The organism is Halobacillus trueperi, assembly GCF_003386945.1.
GTDB lineage: Bacteria > Bacillota > Bacilli > Bacillales > Halobacillaceae > Halobacillus > Halobacillus aidingensis.
In genome coordinates, this window is the sequence record NZ_QUAE01000019.1 from 1 (window position 1) to 18,845 (window position 18,845).

At 43.4% G+C, this 18,845-nt stretch carries 19 protein-coding genes and 1 riboswitch; of the genes, 6 read left to right on the forward strand and 13 right to left on the reverse strand.

Going from position 1 to position 18,845, the window contains the following annotated elements; translation table 11 throughout:
• Together DYE48_RS16620 and DYE48_RS16625 are read left to right on the forward strand one after the other, a co-directional pair.
• The coding region (locus DYE48_RS16620; protein WP_147299292.1) for a cold shock domain-containing protein at positions 1-134 on the forward strand (134 nt) is incomplete at its 5' end.
• Positions 135-739: 605 nt separating this feature from the next.
• Positions 740-1,216, forward strand: a complete 477-nt coding sequence (locus DYE48_RS16625) for a CarD family transcriptional regulator (RefSeq protein WP_115824620.1) — start codon at positions 740-742, stop codon at positions 1,214-1,216.
• A gap of 782 nt (positions 1,217-1,998) precedes the next feature.
• Here the strand turns inward: DYE48_RS16625 and DYE48_RS16630 are convergent.
• From DYE48_RS16630 to DYE48_RS16680, 11 genes are all read right to left on the reverse strand, one after another.
• The gene (locus DYE48_RS16630; RefSeq protein ID WP_115824621.1) at positions 1,999-2,601 is read right to left on the reverse strand and encodes a flavin reductase family protein; all 603 of its coding nucleotides are present in this window, start codon (positions 2,599-2,601) and stop codon (positions 1,999-2,001) included.
• A 166-nt stretch (positions 2,602-2,767) separates the two neighbouring features.
• A complete protein-coding gene (locus DYE48_RS16635; protein ID WP_244199460.1) occupies positions 2,768-4,015 on the reverse strand; it encodes an MFS transporter in 1,248 nt (415 codons plus the stop codon).
• Positions 4,016-4,038: 23 nt separating this feature from the next.
• On the reverse strand, positions 4,039-5,541 hold the full coding sequence (locus DYE48_RS16640) for a sodium:solute symporter family protein (RefSeq protein WP_115824622.1): 1,503 nt from the start codon (positions 5,539-5,541) through the stop codon (positions 4,039-4,041).
• Positions 5,542-5,557: 16 nt separating this feature from the next.
• Positions 5,558-5,800 (reverse strand): hypothetical protein, encoded by a 243-nt coding sequence (locus DYE48_RS16645; RefSeq protein ID WP_115824623.1) that lies wholly within the window; start codon positions 5,798-5,800, stop codon positions 5,558-5,560.
• Between the two features lie 198 nt (positions 5,801-5,998).
• Positions 5,999-7,204, reverse strand: a complete 1,206-nt coding sequence (locus tag DYE48_RS16650) for a CaiB/BaiF CoA transferase family protein (RefSeq protein ID WP_115824624.1) — start codon at positions 7,202-7,204, stop codon at positions 5,999-6,001.
• 171 nt (positions 7,205-7,375) lie between these two features.
• Positions 7,376-8,008 (reverse strand): 3-isopropylmalate dehydratase small subunit, encoded by a 633-nt coding sequence (gene leuD, locus DYE48_RS16655; protein ID WP_115824625.1) that lies wholly within the window; start codon positions 8,006-8,008, stop codon positions 7,376-7,378.
• Positions 8,005-9,426, reverse strand: coding sequence for a 3-isopropylmalate dehydratase large subunit (gene leuC / locus DYE48_RS16660; RefSeq protein ID WP_115824626.1), 1,422 nt, complete (start codon positions 9,424-9,426; stop codon positions 8,005-8,007). Before leuC ends, leuD begins: the two co-directional genes overlap by 4 nt.
• 67 nt (positions 9,427-9,493) lie before the next feature.
• Positions 9,494-11,263 (reverse strand): hydantoinase B/oxoprolinase family protein, encoded by a 1,770-nt coding sequence (locus DYE48_RS16665; protein ID WP_115824627.1) that lies wholly within the window; start codon positions 11,261-11,263, stop codon positions 9,494-9,496.
• Positions 11,260-13,314, reverse strand: coding sequence for a hydantoinase/oxoprolinase family protein (locus DYE48_RS16670; protein ID WP_115824628.1), 2,055 nt, complete (start codon positions 13,312-13,314; stop codon positions 11,260-11,262). The genes DYE48_RS16665 and DYE48_RS16670 overlap by 4 nt, the downstream gene beginning before the upstream one ends.
• A 23-nt stretch (positions 13,315-13,337) precedes the next feature.
• Entirely contained in the window at positions 13,338-13,949 is a 612-nt protein-coding gene (locus tag DYE48_RS16675; protein ID WP_115824629.1) for an isochorismatase family protein, read from the reverse strand.
• An 11-nt stretch (positions 13,950-13,960) separates the two neighbouring features.
• Positions 13,961-15,166: a CaiB/BaiF CoA transferase family protein gene (locus DYE48_RS16680; protein ID WP_115824630.1), complete on the reverse strand. Its 1,206-nt coding sequence runs from the start codon at positions 15,164-15,166 to the stop codon at positions 13,961-13,963.
• A 194-nt stretch (positions 15,167-15,360) separates the two neighbouring features.
• Here DYE48_RS16680 and DYE48_RS16685 point away from each other — a divergent pair, with 194 nt between their 5' ends.
• The gene (locus DYE48_RS16685; RefSeq protein WP_115824631.1) at positions 15,361-16,002 is read left to right on the forward strand and encodes a GntR family transcriptional regulator; all 642 of its coding nucleotides are present in this window, start codon (positions 15,361-15,363) and stop codon (positions 16,000-16,002) included.
• A 16-nt stretch (positions 16,003-16,018) separates the two neighbouring features.
• Positions 16,019-16,894 carry a hydroxymethylglutaryl-CoA lyase gene (locus tag DYE48_RS16690; protein ID WP_115824632.1) on the forward strand — a complete coding sequence of 292 codons (876 nt, stop codon included), beginning with the start codon at positions 16,019-16,021 and terminating at the stop codon, positions 16,892-16,894.
• Positions 16,895-16,975: 81 nt separating this feature from the next.
• Here DYE48_RS16690 and DYE48_RS16695 read toward each other — a convergent pair whose 3' ends face one another.
• Complete coding sequence (locus tag DYE48_RS16695; RefSeq protein ID WP_115824633.1) at positions 16,976-17,401, reverse strand: RDD family protein; 426 nt, start codon at positions 17,399-17,401, stop codon at positions 16,976-16,978.
• Positions 17,402-17,428: 27 nt separating this feature from the next.
• Positions 17,429-17,593 (reverse strand): hypothetical protein, encoded by a 165-nt coding sequence (locus DYE48_RS21255; protein ID WP_167449540.1) that lies wholly within the window; start codon positions 17,591-17,593, stop codon positions 17,429-17,431.
• A 70-nt stretch (positions 17,594-17,663) separates the two neighbouring features.
• Between DYE48_RS21255 and DYE48_RS16700 the strand changes: the two genes are divergently transcribed.
• Entirely contained in the window at positions 17,664-18,185 is a 522-nt protein-coding gene (locus DYE48_RS16700; RefSeq protein WP_115824693.1) for a DUF420 domain-containing protein, read from the forward strand.
• 182 nt (positions 18,186-18,367) lie between these two features.
• Positions 18,368-18,598, forward strand: coding sequence for a hypothetical protein (locus DYE48_RS16705; protein WP_089652185.1), 231 nt, complete (start codon positions 18,368-18,370; stop codon positions 18,596-18,598).
• Between the two features lie 115 nt (positions 18,599-18,713).
• A riboswitch (TPP riboswitch) is annotated at positions 18,714-18,816 on the forward strand.
• The last annotated feature ends 29 nt before the right edge of the window (positions 18,817-18,845 follow it).

Sequence of the window (18,845 nt, forward strand, 5' to 3'; positions counted from 1 at the left end):
GGCAAGATGATGTATTCGTTCATTTCTCTGCTATTCAAGGCGAAGGTTTCAAAACATTAGAAGAAAACGAGACAGTTTCCTTTGAAATTGTTGAAGGTAACCGTGGACCACAAGCTGCTAACGTTCAGAAATAATAGTTACTAGTTAGAAAAGAGACTTCCGAATTCGGAAGTCTCTTTTTTTGTATCATTGGGCTTTGGTTAGATAACATTCAGAATTCATTTCCGAACAGCGAAGATTATTTTTTTAGTAAAACTAATAAATCCACCGACAATCCTAACGGAAAACTTCAGCACCCGAATCATCATAGATACAAAAAACTCCTAAGATGTAAGCGTATTATTGAATCCAATTATGCAAAACAGATTTTCATTCTAAGTTTGAACGATCCATCTTCTGAGTACAGACAATGAATTTTACCACCTTTGCCATACTTTTTCCCACCAAGTAACAAAAATCTCACCATTTAATGACTGACGTTTTACCACTATTTACTTTTGTATAATTATGTGAGCACATTACACTTGTATTACGAAGTAAACTTATGCTGTACAATAAATGTTTTTGTTTTCAGGTGACTTTGTGAAAAAGTGACGGGATCGATTTAGCCGTTTTCAAGGGAAATTTGATTATTCTAATTTTTAAAGAAAAATGATTTGACAACGAAGATTTAATTATGATATCATTGAAAATTTGATAAAAAATAACATATATGTTAAGCTTAACTAGGTTACCATATATGGAGGTGGATTTTTTGTTTCAAATTGGCGATAACATTGTTTATCCAATGCACGGAGTAGGTATAATTAAAGCCATAGAAGAAAATGATATCTCGGGGGAAAAACAACAGTATTATGTGATAAAAATGTTAATCAGTAATATGCAAGTCATGATTCCTACGGGTAAAATATCGAGTTCAAGTATACGCCCAGTTACTGACATAAATGCATTAAAACACATCATACACATATTTGAGCATGGAGAATCAGATAGATTACTGCCATGGAAACAAAGGTTTAAAGTGAATACGGACAAAATAAAAACGGGTAAAATACAAGAAGGTGCTGAAGTCGTACGTGATTTAAAGCGTATGAAGAAAGAGAAAGCGCTTAACACAAGCGAAAAAAAAATGTTTGATAACGCACATGAATTTTTAATTAGTGAACTGAGATTAATTAAAGGGATCACAGAAAATCAAATAAAAATCTTCAGTTAACGTTAATGACAGATAATGGAAATCATGATAATGCGTTATACAAGAAAATAGTTTTTTGATTATTAAGCTACAACGATTGTAAAATCGCTGTAGTTTTTTTGATGTTCATTCACGCATAGATCCGCAATTCAAATCACCATCCTACAATAAATATTTCAGACGAGACGCTAGAATGTGTTTTTTAGCAATGTGGCATGATGTCCCTAATGGGTTGTTCCAAGTGTTCGTCCATGGGAGCTCTTTGTCAGAAATTCTTGAATCCGTTGCCGATAAAGTAATCGGCTAGGGTGATTCATGCAGCCATATTGACGGCATCGAATAAAAATTCCATTGGTTACAATCTCAGTCAGTAAACTTCTCTCTACTCTATACGTATACAGCGCTCGTTTATCTTTTGCGCTTTTCATGGGGCAAGAAGGGAAAAACAGAGGAAGAAAAGGCGGTTCTGAATGCTTCGTAAGCAAAAGCGACACCGAATTTTTCCGATCGGCTGGCTTGCTGTCGAACTTTATCATGAATGAATACAGTCCCTGTCTTTTTCTCACTATAGGGATGCAATCTGGATCCTTGTGTTGTTTACATTCATCTTCATCAGTGCAAGCTTGTTCCGGTACCGGAAAGCAACGGTTGCATAGAAGAAAGCGCCTGACTCCCTCAATTAAACACTTTTGCGCAGGGGGGATCAGGCACATTCATCCTGCTAGAAAATCCTTTACGTATTTATTAATGCGTTTACTTGAGATCAATAAGATGAATTTCAAAACCCTCTACTCAACCTGTTTTTATTTTGGGATAGGTAGTGTATAAAAGTCTTTGCTTTCACTATAATTTCCTGCAAATCTTCCCAAAGGCTTCATTTTTTCAAAGTTGACCTTTTCATTTCCTAAATAGTACTCCTCTTTGATGTGATACATCACCATTTCTCCAATTATTAAATGATCAGTTCCAAGTTCAATGATCCTCTCCAGTTTGCATTCCATGTGGATTGGAGCTTCCTTGACCCTTTTCGGCAAAACAATATCACTGTCTAACGGAGTCAGACCTGCTACAGAAAACTCATTTACATGAGGAGCATGATTTTCTGATGTCTTTTGCATCTGATTGCCGAGGGCTGAAGGTACTACATTGATAACGAATTCCCCTCCCTCTCTGATGTTCACAAGCGTATCTTTGACAGTTCCCTCTCTTTCTCCTACTCCCGGTCCAATGGAAATACATAACATTGGCGGTTGGCGTGAAGCTACGGTAAAAAAGCTGAAAGGGGACAGATTCAAAGTTCCTTGTCTAGACATCGTAGACACCCATGCAATCGGTCGGGGGACGACAGCTCCTGTCAAAAGCTTATAAACAGATTTTGTTTCCATTTGTTCAGGTATAAACTTCATGTTATTGCTCCTTTAAAGAAAGTATAAAATCTTGATTCTATTACTAGCTATTGCTCGACACAGCTTCGTTAAGCTGCAATTCATAGGCAGTTTCCACCATGAAAACTTAAATACCTCCCCGAAAAGTGTCTACTTATCAAAGGAGTCTTAAGCTCGCTTCCATTTTCTATAAGACATGATTTGTCTTTTTCAAATGAAACGATATCGCTATTAGCAACGAAAGTACAATGATCATAAGACCTGCAATCGACAACCAACCGACCGTATAGCCTCCACTGACATCAACCATGAGGCCAAAAAGAGGAGGAAGAAGAATTACTCCCATAGACCCAAGCATAATACTGAATCCGGTCGCCAATCCTGATTTTTCTTTGGGGACAAGCTCTGATGCCACATTCATCCATATCCCATTGAATCCGGAAATTGCAAAGCCGAAAACAGCGACTATCGGAATCATCGTTACAAACCCTGTCGTTTCCGGAACGAGAGCAACTGTCGTACTGGAGAGAATCGTCAGCACAGCGATGACTAAAAGTATCACAATGCGCCTCCCATCAAAAAAACGGTCACTGATCACACCCCATCCGACTCTGCCTAGAGAACCACTTACTTCTGAAACGACGAAAAGGATTCCAGCTAAATAGAGAGAGATGTTCAGTTTTTCATGACTGTAGAAGACGATATACGTATTCAAAGTCATCTGCGATCCATTCAGACATAAAGCGCTCAGACTGACATAGAGTAGCGGTTTATTTTTCGTCATCGACCAGAGAGAGGCATAAAATTTTTTCAGCGACTGTTTCTCGTGCTGTCCTGCCTGTTCATGGTCTCTGTATTGGAAGTACGACAGCATACCCGCTCCCACAAGGAGAACGGCTGCTATAAAAAGAACTGGTCTCCATCCGTAGGTGACAGCCATGGGTAGAAGAATCAGCCCGGACAATGCTGACCCGAGCGTGATTCCCATTTGTTTAATGCCCATAGCTGTGCCCCGACGCTTTTGTTCAAACCAGTACACAATGCCACGGTTCGTCGTCGGGTGCATGGCCCCGTACCCAATCCCACCACAGCCAATCAGAACGAGAAGGAGCCAGTAATATGAGTGTAGAGTCAGACCCATGAAACTGAGCCCCATACAGAAAGCGACACACAATAGCAGTATTCTTGACCCAAGTCGATCGACCATAAACCCAGCGGGTACAGAAGCCAGCGCTTGTCCGATAAATAAAGAGGATGGGAGCAGGCCTACCTGCGCTTTAGATAATTCGAAATCTTCTCCTATCAACACTCCCAATGGCCCAAGGCTTCTTCCTAGGAATGCAACCATAATCTGTGCAATCAGTAGCCACACTAACATTTTCCAAGGATTATATTGATAGGATTGTTTGGTGAGCGTTTTGTATAACTGCATCATTTATTCATCTCATTTTCTATAAATTACGCTTCTAGTTTAAGGGAAGTCATCTCTTCCACTTCTGATTCTTCTTTCGCAGATGTTGTGACAAATAGAGATCCAACAACTGCTATGAAGACGTTGAGCCCGAGGCCAAGGACACCTCCGTGGATACCAAATACCGTTTTGTACCCTGTCAACGTCATAATTCCTGCGAGCAGTGCACCGAGCAACATTCCCCAAAAGACAGGCTTTGCGGATAATCTCTTCCAGTAAAGGCCGAGAATAATCGCCGGAGCCACCTGAACTAGCAGTTCAAATTTTAATACGAAAATTTCATACAGTGTGGCGGGAGGATTCCAGGCGAGCCACAATAAAGCCGCAACTGCGATGATTCCAACAACTTTTCCAATCAGTACTTTCTTATGTTCGGTCGCTCTCGGATTTACGAACCTACCATATATGTCATTTGAGATCATAGATGAAAAGCTTAGTAGTACAGAATCCGCAGTAGATACAATTGCTGCAACTATTCCTCCGAAGAAAAGAATCATGATCCAGTAATAAAAGGAATTGATTGCAGCGATTTCATTTGCCATCATCCCTACTAGCTGCTCCGAATCCCCGCTACTTAGGCCTGGAAACATCATAATTCCGATAATCCCGATGACGAATACAAGTCCGGTCGTAAGCGGAGGCATCCATGCCATGCGGGAAAGCGACTTTTTCAACGTTTTCTCACTTTGTGCGGAATAGATTCGCTGTACTGCATGCGGGTAGATGGCCGCTCCGAACCCGACTAGAATTAGCATACTCATCCAGTTAATTGAAGCATCCATTGGCGGCACCCCAACTTTCGCAGGTTCATTATCCGCAATGAAAGACGTTACGTTTCCGAAGTTTCCCCCTACAAGATATAACGAACCGGCAAGAAAGATGATGATTCCTACCATTAGTACTACACCCTGCATTACATCCGTGAATGCTACGGCTTTCATTCCACCCATCCACTCATAAGCGAGCATAACCAGAACAAAAGCTATGACGGCGAACTGATACGGAATGGTTCCACCTGTGAGGCCTGAGACCGCCTGTCCGATAGCCACCAGCTGCTCGAGAAGGTAGTTCCCGAGCCCCCACAACATTAAAATGACGCTTAAAATCGTGACAGGACTAGACTTAAATCGATGATGCACCCAATCTGTAGGGGTGATAAAGTTTTTTCTTTTCGACACTACGTAGAGTCTGGGAGCGAAAAGCAAATAAGCTGCGATGATTATCGTCATGAACGAAATGGATTGGAGCCAACCGAAACCCATACGGTAAGCGGCAGGGGCATATCCGACGATAGTGTTCCCGCTGTACTGAGTAGCGTACAAGGTGAAGAAAAGAGCAATGATTCCCAGGTTTTTACCGGCTAAAAAATAATCAGATAAACTATTTTGAAGATTCTTCCCCCTACCCGAAAGGTAACCGATCAACAACATGACAATCGCATAAGATAGAAGAATGATGACGCCATCCATACCTGAAAAAGCTAAATCCATTCAATGACCTCCCTGTTTATTTTCTGTCTTCTTCCATGTCTTCAACAATGTTCCATTGATTTACACAAAGCCAACTTAAATAACCACATAAGATTAGGGAAAAGAACAGAGACACCAATGCCCAGGCAGGGAAACCCAATATGATTGTAATTTCTCCTCCTCTTGGAAAATACCAGGGAACAATAGCAAGCATCATCAAAACAACTCCAATCCAGATCCACTTTTGTTGGATTGGCTCTTTCACTTCATTTTTTTCCATTTGGCCCCTCCTGAATGATTAGTCTTCAGAAAATAAATGAAAGGTTTGTCTAAGTATCATATTAAGTGGTTTTCTTACTCATCCTTACGTAACACAATAGTGTTATTGTGCTATATGTAAGCGTTATACATTGTAAATGGTACCGCTTACAAAAAACTTTATAACACCGGGAGTCCTATTCTGAACTCCCCCGGGAAATTAAATGATTCCTCTGTCTTGAAATGCCTTAATGTCACGATCTGAATAATCAAGAATGTCTTTAAATATTTCTTCGTTATGTTGACCCATTTTTTCAGCACCCGGAAATTTCACTTTACCAGGCGTACGGCTAAGCTTTGGAACAACCCCGGGCATTGGGAAATCTCCTAGTTCAGGATGATCAACAGTGACGATCATCTCCCTTGCCTGGTAATGAGGATCTTCAACAATATCTTTGGCAGAATAAATAAGGCCGGATGGTACTCCTTTTTTTTCCAAAAGACTGAGTAATTCATTCGATGGTAACTTCTTCGTCCATTCTTCAATCAGAAGATCTAATTTCTTCATGTTCCTACCCCGGGCTTCATGGGTGGCATAATCAGGATCTTCCGCCAACTCCTCATGCCCCATCGCTTCACAAAGACGTCTGAATACACCATCCGCATTTGCCCCGATAACTACATACGTATCATCCTTCGTCTGATAAATGTTGGACGGCGCTACACCAGGCAGGATGTTCCCCATTCTCTCCCTCACGAAATCAGCTAGCATGTAATCAGGAATCAAACTTTCCATGACGGAAAATACAGATTCATACAGGGCAGTGTCTACAACCTGTCCTTTCCCGGAAAGGTTCCTTTCATTTACGGCTACGAGACAACCGATGGTCGCAAACAACGCAGAAAGCGTATCCCCAATGGAAACACCTGTTCTCGTAGGCGCTCGATCCTTATACCCCGTTACGTGACGCAATCCACCCATCGCTTCACCGACACTGCCAAAACCAGCTCTTTCTTTGTAAGGACCAGTTTGGCCGAAACCAGAGGTCCGAACCATTATCAACTTAGGGTTGATTTCCGACAATGTTTCATAAGAGAGATTCCATTTTTCCATAGTACCAGGCCTGAAATTTTCAATTAGTATATCAGCACTCTCCACCAGTTCTTTTAACAAGTTCTGCCCCTCTTTTTCCCTCAGGTTAATCGTAATCGACTTTTTGTTCCGGGACTGGACAGGCCACCACAACCCCACACCATCTTTTTCTTTCCCCCACTTTCTCATGGGATCTGCTTTTCCGGGTGGTTCCACCTTAATCACTTCCGCACCGAAATCCGCCAACACCCTCCCGGTAAACGGTCCTGCAAGCAACGTTCCAAGTTCCAATACTCTCAAATCACCCAAAGGCATTTGTTTGTCCTTATCCATAACATGACTCCCCCCTGACATACTTTTTCAACATTAAAAACATTTTGTTAGTGGTAATAGAGTTGCACATAAAAGCTGTACACTATTTTCAGAAATGTTTATTACATGTTATTTAACCCTGAAGAAACAGGAATTAGTTCACGATATACAAGCATAAACGCTTGTAAACAATCATTCAGAATCCATATGAGGAACGGCATCTTTCAGACTAAAGTGAATCAGGTGTTTCCTTTCAAAATCTTCAATGGACTTTTCTTTCTTAAGCGTCATACTGATTTCATCCCATCCGTTAAGGAGCATTTCTTTAATGAATGGATCCACTTCAAATGACTCTTTAAATCCGTTGAAATCGGTGATCACTAGTTTTTCCAGATCAACTTCCAGTCGGTAGATCTCTGATTTTTCTTCTCGATCGAATAGTTCTTCTATCGATTCCTGTGGTAAAACTACAGGTAGGACACCGTTTTTGACACAATTCGAGTAAAAGATATCAGCAAACGACGAGGAAATGATCACACGAAAACCGAAATCTTTGAGTGACCAAACCGCATGTTCCCTCGACGACCCGCTGCCGAAGTTATCTCTCGACAAGAGTATGGAAGCCTTCTTATAGTGGGAGCGGTTAAGGATGAATTCTGGATTTTCTTCTTCTCCATCAAGATATCTCCAGTCATAAAAGAGAAACTTCCCATACCCTTCTTTTTTCATCAATTTCAAGAACTGCTTCGGGATGATCGTATCTGTATCCACATTGGACCGATTAAAAGGCGCAACAATTCCATCATGGACGGTAAAGGGGTTCATGAATGCACCTCCTGAAGTTTGTACTCCCAGTCTCTGATGTCATAGAAATGACCTTTGACCGCTGCGGCAGCTGCCATAGCCGGGCTGACGAGGTGAGTCCTTGCATTTTCTCCTTGCCTTCCTTCAAAATTCCGATTCGAGGTAGACGCACACCTTTCGTTCGGCCCGACAAAATCATCATTCATCCCAAGACACATGCTGCACCCGGAATTCCGCCATTCCAGTCCAGCTTCCAAGAATATGTGGTGAAGCCCTTCTGCTTCAGCCTGGGCTTTGACTTGCTGCGATCCAGGGACGACGATTCCACGAAGATTAGGAGATTTTTCATAACCTTTCAACACTCGAGCGGCTTCTCTCAAGTCTTCGATTCTGCTATTCGTGCAGGAACCTATGAAAACTACATCGATCGAGATGTCCTCCATCTTAGTTGCAGGTTTTAATCCCATATAATCTAAAGCGTTTTCGACATTGGAGCGCGAAAATCCAGAATAAGCTTCCGGACTTGGAACCTCTCCTTTGACGCTGACGACTTGGCCAGGGTTTGTCCCCCAGGTGACTTGGGGGGATACTTGAGTGACATCGAAATGGATGACCTTATCAAAACCGGCCTCCTCATCACTGTATAATCCCCTCCAATCTTCGAGAGCTGTTTCCCAGTCAGATCCTTTCGGGGCAAAGGGTTTGTCTTTAATGTAATCGAAAGTTGCTTGATCTGGAGCCATCAAACCAGCCCGTGCGCCGAACTCTATTGACATATTACAAATCGTCATCCGCTGCTCCATCGACATAGCTTCGATCGGGTCGCCACGATATTCAATGACATAACCTGTGGCAAAGTCATTCCCATAAGCACCGATCAATGCCAAAATCAAATCCTTAGATGTAATCCCCGGCGATAACTCGCCGGTGAATTGGATCGCCAACGTTTTGGAGGGCACCAACTGCAAACATTGTGTAGCCAAAACGTGTTCAACCTCACTCGTCCCGATCCCGAACGCGAGCGCTCCGAACGCCCCATGAGTGGAGGCGTGACTGTCACCACAAACCATCGTCTGGCCAGGTAATGTCAGCCCCTGCTCCGGTGCGATCACATGAACGATACCTTGTCGGTCACTCCCTAGGTTGAAAAGGGGGATATGAAACTCCTTGCAATTCTTTTCTAGTGCTTCTACTTGCAGCTGGGCCCCGGGATCCTGAAATGGGAATTCCCGATTTTCAGTAGGAATGCTGTGATCCATGGTCGCTAGCGTCAACTCCGGCCGCCGAACGGTTCTATTTTCTTTTTTTAATCCGTCAAAAGCTTGTGGGGAGGTCACTTCATGAATCAAGTGAAGATCGATGTAGATGAGATCCGGTTCATTCTCTCGGCTTTCCACTACATGGCGATCCCATATTTTTTCATATAGGGTTTTACCCAACCTGTCTCTCTCCCTTCTGAATAGACTGTTCTCTTTGTTTTCGATTGACTAACAGAACCTAAACCGTTCACACCTTTACAACATCCGCTCGGTTCCCGAAGTTGAACGCTTCTAAGTTCCCTCTTAGCCTTCTCATCTGATTCCTCAATTCCACCGTTTCTTCTCGTTGGATTTCCAACGTCGATGGATTCAAAACGACCCCGTAGGATTCTTTGGCTTTTTCAAGACTGACCAATTCTCGTTTCACATCCATACAAACTTGTTCCGGCTTACGTTCTAGAGGGTCTCCCCATCCCCCGCTACCACCTGTAATGAATAGAATCTGATCACCAGGTTCCACTTCAATATTGTCCACTTTCGAATCAAGCTTCTGTTTTGAGCCATCTTTTCTTATTAATGTCTTAGAAGAAGACCCGCCTGGTTCTCCGCCATTGATGCCCCAGGGCTGCAAGGTAGACCGGTCGTCGTGAATGGATACAGTCCCCTTCGCCAGACATGTATATAATTTCTCATTGCAGTTTCCGCCTCTGTTCATTCCTGCCCCACCAGAGTCTTTACCAGTTCGGTAATATTCCACACGTAAAGGATAATAGGTTTCTAGGTATTCTGTCGGAATATTCACGAACGCCGGCCACCATGAATGCCCGTCCAACCCGTCTCCAATCGGTCGTCCCGGAAGACCTCCATACATGACCTCCATGAGGTTGAAATATCGACCGTCTTGATCATAGCCCGAATAAATGAAGTAAGGGCTCGTGCCGTATCCAGCTGCCGGGCTGTTCTCTGGTGTATTGATAGAGAGCGCTCCACTTAACACATCGAACAAACGGCTGAGGGCATGTGTACGACATCCGAGTGCTGCAGGTTCAACTGGCCTCATCAAAGTACCTTCTGGAGATTCGATATGAAGGACGTCATAGAAACCATCATTAAAATTGATCGCAGGGTCAAAGACTGAAATGAGGAAAGAACCGATGAACATTTTGAACATAGGTTCACTCAAATAATAGTTAATGGGCCCAGGAGACTGCTTATCCGTCCCCGTCCAGTCAAAATAGGCATGATCGCCTTCCCGCCATATTGTGAGCTTCATTTTAAAAGGGCCGTTTCCAAGACCATCGTCATCGATGTAATCTTCAAAAGAGACCGGTTCTGTCGGTAAGAAGTTCGTGATCAGCTCACGCATCATTTTATTTGTCCGCTCAAGCAGAGCTTCCAAAGCTCCGAAATAGGTATCTATACCGAAACGTTCACATAACTCCTGCACCCGCTTTTCCGCTGTACGGCACGAAGCTACGATAGCCATGAGATCACTGTAATTTTCCATAGGTGTACGCGTATTCGCTTTAATAATACGAATGATCGATTCATTCAATTGACCTTTTTCAAATAGTTTGACCGGTGGAAAGCGGACCCCTTCTCCATAAATGGAAGTAGCTGTCACCGGCATGCTCGAAGGGACAGGTCCCCCTACATCCATCACATGACCGAACATAGAAGAATACCCTACAAGTTCTTCCCCTGAAAAAATGGGAAGGATGACCATCCAATCATTCACATGCGAAATCGATCCTCCGCAACTGTACGGGTCACTGACAAAAATCACATCCCCTTTATGGACACCTTCAGGAAATTGATTGACGACCTCAGGCACGTGGGAGCCGAAATTCCCGACCACCATTTGTCCTTCAGCGTCTGTAATCATAGGAAAACAGTCATGCTGCTCCCGGATGACCGGTGACATGGCAGATCTGAATAGAGTGACATCCATTTCTTCTTTTATGTTTTTTAAAGCGTTTTCAATAATATCCACCGTTATTGTGTCGATATTTTTCATAAGGAAGCTCCCTCCTCTATGAGAATGTTCAAATTCTTATCAATGGCTGCTGTGAATCCCGGAAGCACTAGAGTCGTTGTGTCTTTTTGACTGATGATGGCTGGACCTATGATTTTATTGTTCGGTTTAAGTAAGTTCCTTTCATAGATTGGGGTTGATTTGAATTCGCCATTAAAGAATGCTTTATGCTCATGATCTATAATCGCGCCCGATGCATCTACCTCTCCCTCTTCCACCATGGGAATGGATGGAGATACCACTTTTCCTATTGCAATAGCTCTAATGTTTACAAGTTCGACTTCCACGTCCATCTTGAATCCATAAATCTGTTCATGAATGGAGCTGAAACGTTCTGCCAAAATAGACACTCCGATGTTATCCAACTCTTCTTTCGTTACTTTTATAGGAATTTCATGACCTTGTCGGAAATAACGAACATCAACTTCAAATCTGATCAACCTCTGGTCTTCCTCTACTTTCTCTTGTTCAAGCCATGAATGGCAGTCCAGATAGAGGTCATTCAATGCTGCAATCAGACTCTCACGATCCAATTGACTCAGCTTGTGGATATAAGTTCTTGAGTATTCATTTCTAATATCTGATTGCAAGAATCCTAGCGCAGATAATACTCCTGGTGTTGGAGGTAAAATGACCGGAAAACTACCTGTCAGTTTCCCAAGTGCATTCGCGTGGAGTGGGCCGGCTCCTCCTAGAGCCAGTAACGAAAACTCCCTCGGATCATAACCTCTCTCGACAGAGACGACCCTTGTCGCCCCATACATATTTTCATTAACGATGTCATAGATCCCCTGTGCTGCATGGTAGATGTCCGTATCCAGCTTTTCAGCAACTCTCTGAACTGCTTTTTCAGCCGCTTCTACGTCCAACTTCATCTCTCCACCCACAAGGCTTGGAGGCAAATACCCTAACACGACATTCGCATCCGTAACGGTAGGGTCTTCTCCTCCAGAACCGTAACTCGCCGGGCCCGGTTCTGAACCGGCGCTTTGGGGGCCGACGCGTAACGCTCCAGTAGGCGGAACATGGGCAATGGAACCTCCACCCGCCCCGATGCTTTCCACTTCCAAAGAAGGAGACTTGACCGGGAAGACCCCCACTTTTGTTTCTCTGGAAACACGTGGTGTGCCGTCATAGGTCAGAGATACGTCCGTGGATGTGCCGCCCATATCAAAGGAAATGACATTCCGATTTCCCGTTTGCGAGCCGATCATTGCCGCAGCCGTAACGCCCCCGGAAGGACCAGAGAGCATCGTGTGCACAGGTAGAGAAGCTGCAGCGGGTATGCTCATCAATCCACCATCGGAGCGAACAATGCTCAAGCGGCTATTTAAATTTAAATCCTCTAGTTTGTTTTGGATATTCGTTAAGTATCTTTGCATAGGGGGTCTGACATATGAGTTCATAACAGTGGTGAGCGTTCGTTCATATTCTCTGAATTCAGGTAAGATATCGTAGGAGATACTGACAAGGATATTAGGATCAATCTCTTCAGCAATTTCACGGATTCTTTGTTCATGTGTGGGATTCGCGTAGGAGTTCAATAAACTTACAGTCAAACTTTCAATTCCTTCTTCATAAAGGGCCTTGATTTCAGAACGAACCTGTTCCTCATCCAGTTCTGTCAAAACTTCCCCTTTTGCATCAATCCTTTCCTTAGCACCCCGTGTATAAATAAGGTCGGCGAGAGGATCAGGCTTTATGAAACCCATCCAGGCACTTATCGGAGCGGGTGTCCATGACCGGGCGACATGCAATATTTGCTCAAAGCCTTCTGTCGTAATGAGACCTACTTTCGCCCCTTTCCCTTCCAATACAGCGTTTGTCGCAACTGTGGTTCCGTGCATGATGGATTGGATTTGTGATAACTGGATATCGTTTTCCTCACAAATCTTTTGGATCCCTTTCATCAACCCAATCGACTGATCTGATGGAGTAGAAGGTGTCTTCGTACCAATAATATTTCCTGTACTTTCATTTTGAAGCACTACGTCAGTAAAAGTACCACCGACATCAACAGCAACTCTGTACATGTCCGATCCCTCCGAATATTAGATTAAATGGTTTTCAAGTAATTCCCGACATCTTCAACCGCCACGACTTCCCCATACTTCGTTTGAATGTCATACAAATTGCTGTGATGCGCTTTCTCGGATCGATCCCCCACGCACTCTTTGGGAACAATCGCTTTGTACCCATACTGGAGAGCATCCACGACTGTGGCCCTGATACACCCTGATGTCGTACATCCAGTGATAATCAGAGTATCAATGTTTTTGTAGGCGAGTATGGAATGGAGACTGGTACCGAAGAAAGAACTGGCAAACTTCTTTTCAATGAGCGGTTCTTCATTCTCTCTCCGTTCCAAACGTTCATCCAAATCCACCCATCCACTATCCTGTAACAGGCATTTCAAGGCAGGAACCTTCTCAATGAAATGCCCGCCATCGAGATAATGGGGCTCGTACACGACTGTTGTGAATAGGATAGGCAGTCGACGTGATCTGGCTATATCAAGCAAACGTTTGGTATGAGAAACCTCTTCGTCTAAATTGGATCCAAGGTCGCAGGATTCATCTGTAAATCCATTGATGAAATCAACAACTAGAACAGCCGGGTTCTTACCAAAATGAATACTTTCACCAAACCCTTGGAAAGTATCAGACATATGATCCTCCTTTAAATGATATGGTTTCCTTTCAACTCTTCCATTTGCTCATTTGTCATGCCTAAGATGTCTTTAAACACTTTCTCATTATCCACCCCCATCTTCACGGCCCCTGGTTTATGTATTTTTCCAGGGGTACGGCTTAATTTTGGGACGACTCCCGGCATTGGAAATTCTCCAAGCTCAGGATGCTCTACAGGTACAATCATCTCCCTCTCCTTATAATGAGGGTCTTCGACAATGTCTTTAGCGCTATAAATCATTCCTGAGGGGACACCATGCTTTTCGAGTAAGGCAAGACTCTCTTCCGCTGTCAGCGATTTGGTCCATTGTTCAATATGCAGATCGAGTTCCTTCATATGTTTAGCTCTTGCATCGTGCGTAGAATATTTTTCATTAACTGCCAATTCAGGTTCAGCCATCGCTTCACACAACCTCATAAAAACACCGTCCGAATTCGCCCCAATCACAATAAAAGTCTCGTCTTTCGTCAGATATATATTTGAAGGAGCGACTCCAGGCAAAATATTTCCCATCCGTTCACGCACATAGCCCGTAAGCAAATAATCCGGAATCGTACTCTCCATTACAGAAAATACCGCTTCATAGATGGCTGTATCCACCACCTGACCTTCGCCTGACCTTTCACGTTCATGTAACGCCGTCAAACATCCGATCGTAGCGAACAGTGCGGCAAGCGTATCCCCGATACTGATGCCGATTCTTGAAGGGGGACGATCAGGGAATCCAGTCACATACCGCAAGCCTCCCATCGCTTCTGCGACACTTCCGAACCCGGCTCGTTTATTATAAGGCCCCGTTTGACCAAATCCGGATGTTCGGACCATGATAATTTTCGGATTGATCTCCGAAAGCCTTTCATAGGAGAGGCCCCACTTTTCCATCGTTCCTGGCCGGAAATTCTCTATGATGATATCCGACTCCTTCACTAAATCTTTCAGAACACGTTGGCCCGCTTCCTCTCTAAGGTTCAGTGTTATAGACTTTTTATTACGAGATTGAATCGGCCACCATAAACCTACGCCATCTTTCTTCTTGCCCCAATTTCTCATAGGGTCGGACTTTCCAGGAGGTTCTACTTTTATGACTTCAGCCCCGAAATCAGCTAACAACCTTCCTGTAAATGGACCGGCAAGAAGCGTTCCCAATTCTAGTACGCGTACCCCCTGCAATGGCAGGTGTTCGGAATTGTCCACTGTTAAAAACCTCCATTTCCATTAATTCGAATTCATCGTAGCACTTTGTATACAATAAATCAACTTAAAATTCAGAAAAATCAAATATTATGTAATAATTGCTGGTTTTTTGTACTTTATTCAGAAAAATACAGCAATTTAGTTGCTGCGAAATTTACCTTTGTATACAATGGCAACAAGGAGAGGATATAGTTATGGAAGCTTATGATCGAATAAAAAAGTCCATTATTGAAGGTGACTACGCACCAGGCACACGACTAACAGAAGAAAACCTTGCAAAGGAACTACAAATTAGCCGCACACCGATACGCGAAGCCATAAAGCGCCTTGAAACAGAGAGGCTGATCTCTCCTTTAAAAAGAGGTGTCATCGTAAGCGAGTTCAATAGGGAGGATATTAGGCAGATTTACAATTTGAGAGCGTTGCTAGAGGGATACGCAGCTGCAGAAGCTGCTGTAAATCGAAGCGCTGAGGATATGGAGGCTATGGAAAAATGCAATGAACAGTTTAAAGCTTTGCTTGAGAACCCCACCTACGGGAGAACAGATATGTTGAATGACATCATGGAATTAAACAACCATTTCCACAGTGCCGTGTACAACGCTTCTCATAATCAACATTTAAGGTTTCACATCTCCAGTGTAACCGTACTCCCTTTAGTCTTCCGGTCCTTTTATTGGTATAACGAATACCAGTTAAAAAAATCACTCGAATTGCACCAAACCATTTTATGCGCTATTCAGGCAAATGAACCGGATCGAGCCAAAACAGCTATGCAGGAACATATTTACCAAGGAAGAGACCATGTGTTGAAGAACATAAATAATGAATCCTGAATGAGGAGGAAAAGTTATGATTCAGATATGTGAAGTCGGCCCGAGGGATGGTCTGCAGAATGAAAAACAGTGGATACCTACAGTAAAGAAAGTTGAACTAATAGAACGATTGATACAATGCGGAATGAAACAAATTGAGGCGGTTTCTTTTGTTAACCCAAAAGTAGTCCCTCAAATGCGTGATGCAGAGCAAGTCATGGAGCAGGTACCAAGAGTGTCAGACGTTCGTTATTCAGGCTTAGTACTAAGCAGATCAGGACTGGAAAGAGCTCTAAATACAGACATCGACGTCATCCATACCGTATTAGCAACAAGTGATACTTTCAATCTCAAAAATGCTAAACGTACAGTAGAAGAATCCAAGGATGCTTTAGTCAAAGTTACAAAGGAGGCACAAGAAGAAGGAAAACCAGTGACAGGAGTTCTGGGAACTGTCTTTGGCTGTCCTTTTGAAGGGGAAGTACCTATAAATAGAGTCTTAAAAATTTCCGAAGACTTCATTCAGGCAGGTTGTACTGAAATGGTATTAGCAGACACCACCGGGCAAGCGAATCCTCTTCAAGTAAAAAATGTCGCCCACTCATTTAAAGAAGCTTTCAAAGATGAAGTAAGTCTAAGGCTTCATTTCCATAATACAAGAGGTTTAGGACTTGCGAATGTTTTAGCCGCATACCAAGAAGGTGTCACTTCCTTCGACTCTTCTATCGGAGGACTCGGAGGGTGTCCTTTTGCCCCTAAAGCCGTAGGTAATGTGTGTACCGAAGATATGGTTCATATGTTCCATCAAATGGGCGTAGAAACATCCGTATCTCTGGATCAACTCGTTGAGACCACCCATTGGCTTGAAGCATTGATGGAAAAAAAGCTCCCGGGCATGGTTTCAAAAGTATAAAATATGTTTAACTACGGTACTAATAAATACACATCCGTTTTGATAAACCCAATACCGGAAAGCACAATTGCCCTGAGCCTCTTATTCCAACGGAGGCTCTTTCCATTTTATCGTCGTATAGGATATGAGTTCACTCCACCCTCTCCCTTTCGAATCCATCAAACCAGTGACGAATGAAACCCAGTACCACATTCCCTGGGTAAGGATGACCGGACCGAATCCTAAGACGGCACGTAGTAAGATCTGCAGGATGTTCGGCGGCTTTCCTGAATTGGATTCGATGGTGAGATTCGTGAAAATCATGCCGAGTGTTTTACCTTTTGCCAGCAGCGGGATGAAAATGAGAAGCGCGACATGGATGATGATGAAGGCTTTCCAAAAGACGGGGTTCGGATCGAAGCCACGCCCTGTGTTCTGCGTTGCTGTGTAGAGGATCGCGAGGAATCCGGATACGATGAGTTCAAGTCCTGTGCCTATGAATCTGAGGAACAAGTTTCTTTCAGACATAGAAGTCCCTCCTTTCTGTGTAGTATCCTATGGGTTTTTGTCGTCATTGGTTTGCCCGTTCACCCAGAACGAAGAAAAAGAGATGGAGCTTTTGCCCCATCTCTTTTTCTTTGATTTTCTTTCGCAGGTTCCTAACTCGCGGATCTTTCCACCGCAATAGGCTCGTACGACAAATTGTGCGTTTTCTGTCATAGCATTCTCCCCTCACATTCTTTATACTTAACTAGGATTCTATATAAAGATGTATGAAAGGATCGATACCATGAAAAAATTCAATTACGTCCCATGGGTCGTGGGACTTTCGATCGCCATCAACCTAATCGTTGTGGCCTTATTGTTCTTACCGAAAGTTGACGGGGATCTCGGATTCAATATTAAACTCCTTCCCCTCTTGAATGCGGTCTTGAATTCGTTTACGTTCGTTTTCCTGCTTGCTGCGTTGTTCATGATCATTAGGAAAAACGTCAAATGGCACAAACGTTTCATTTTCGCTGCATTCACGTCGACAGCTCTCTTCCTCGTCTCGTACCTGACGTACCATTCGATGGCGGAGTCGACGTCCTTCGGCGGTGAAGGGATCATTGCTGGGATCTATTATTTCATTTTGATCACCCATATCGTATTGGCGGCACTCATCGTACCCCTTGCGCTTCTCACGTTGTTCCGCGGCCTTGCGATGAAAGTGGACAAGCACCGCAAAATCGCGAGATGGACGATGCCGATCTGGCTGTACGTAAGTCTGACTGGAGTCATCGTCTACTTGATGATCTCCCCTTATTATTGATGAACGACAAGAAGCAGCACTGCGCCTGTTTTTTTGTCGAAACTCTTCCCTTCCTTCTTGACCCTTATTTTAGTAGAATAATAGTTAGAGGGAAGTCGTAAAAGGTATTTCTATGACATATGTTTCGGTTTTTTTATTCAGGGAAAATTTATGGTTCAAGGTCAGATAATAAGGAGACTACAATGGATTTACTCCAATTTATGAAAAATGAAGGTTACACTTCGGCTAAGTTCTCCTCGTTGACTGGTGAAGACGTCCGATTGATTTTGAATGATGTAGCTTCAACAGAGGACCTGTATCAAATGATGGAAGTGAAACCGACATCCGTCAGTTATTACCCTTATGAACGCGTGCCGTATATCGATTGTTTCATAGATCAGAATGTGATGAAGTTACGCTTGTCGAAAGCATAAGGAATGAGCCGGATCCCCCAGGGCGATCCGGTTCATTTGTTTTTTATAAAAAAGATGGTTTACAAATCTATGACTCTCCGCTACGATGAAAGCAACGTACAAGAACTGCATACGAGTTTTGCACTGGGGGAGCTGCTATAAGCGGCTGAGAGGAAAAATTCCGACCCTTGGAACCCGAACTAGATAATACTAGCGTGGGGAAGTGCGGTCGTCATTCACAAGGACCGAACTGGTTCTTCCTTTATGA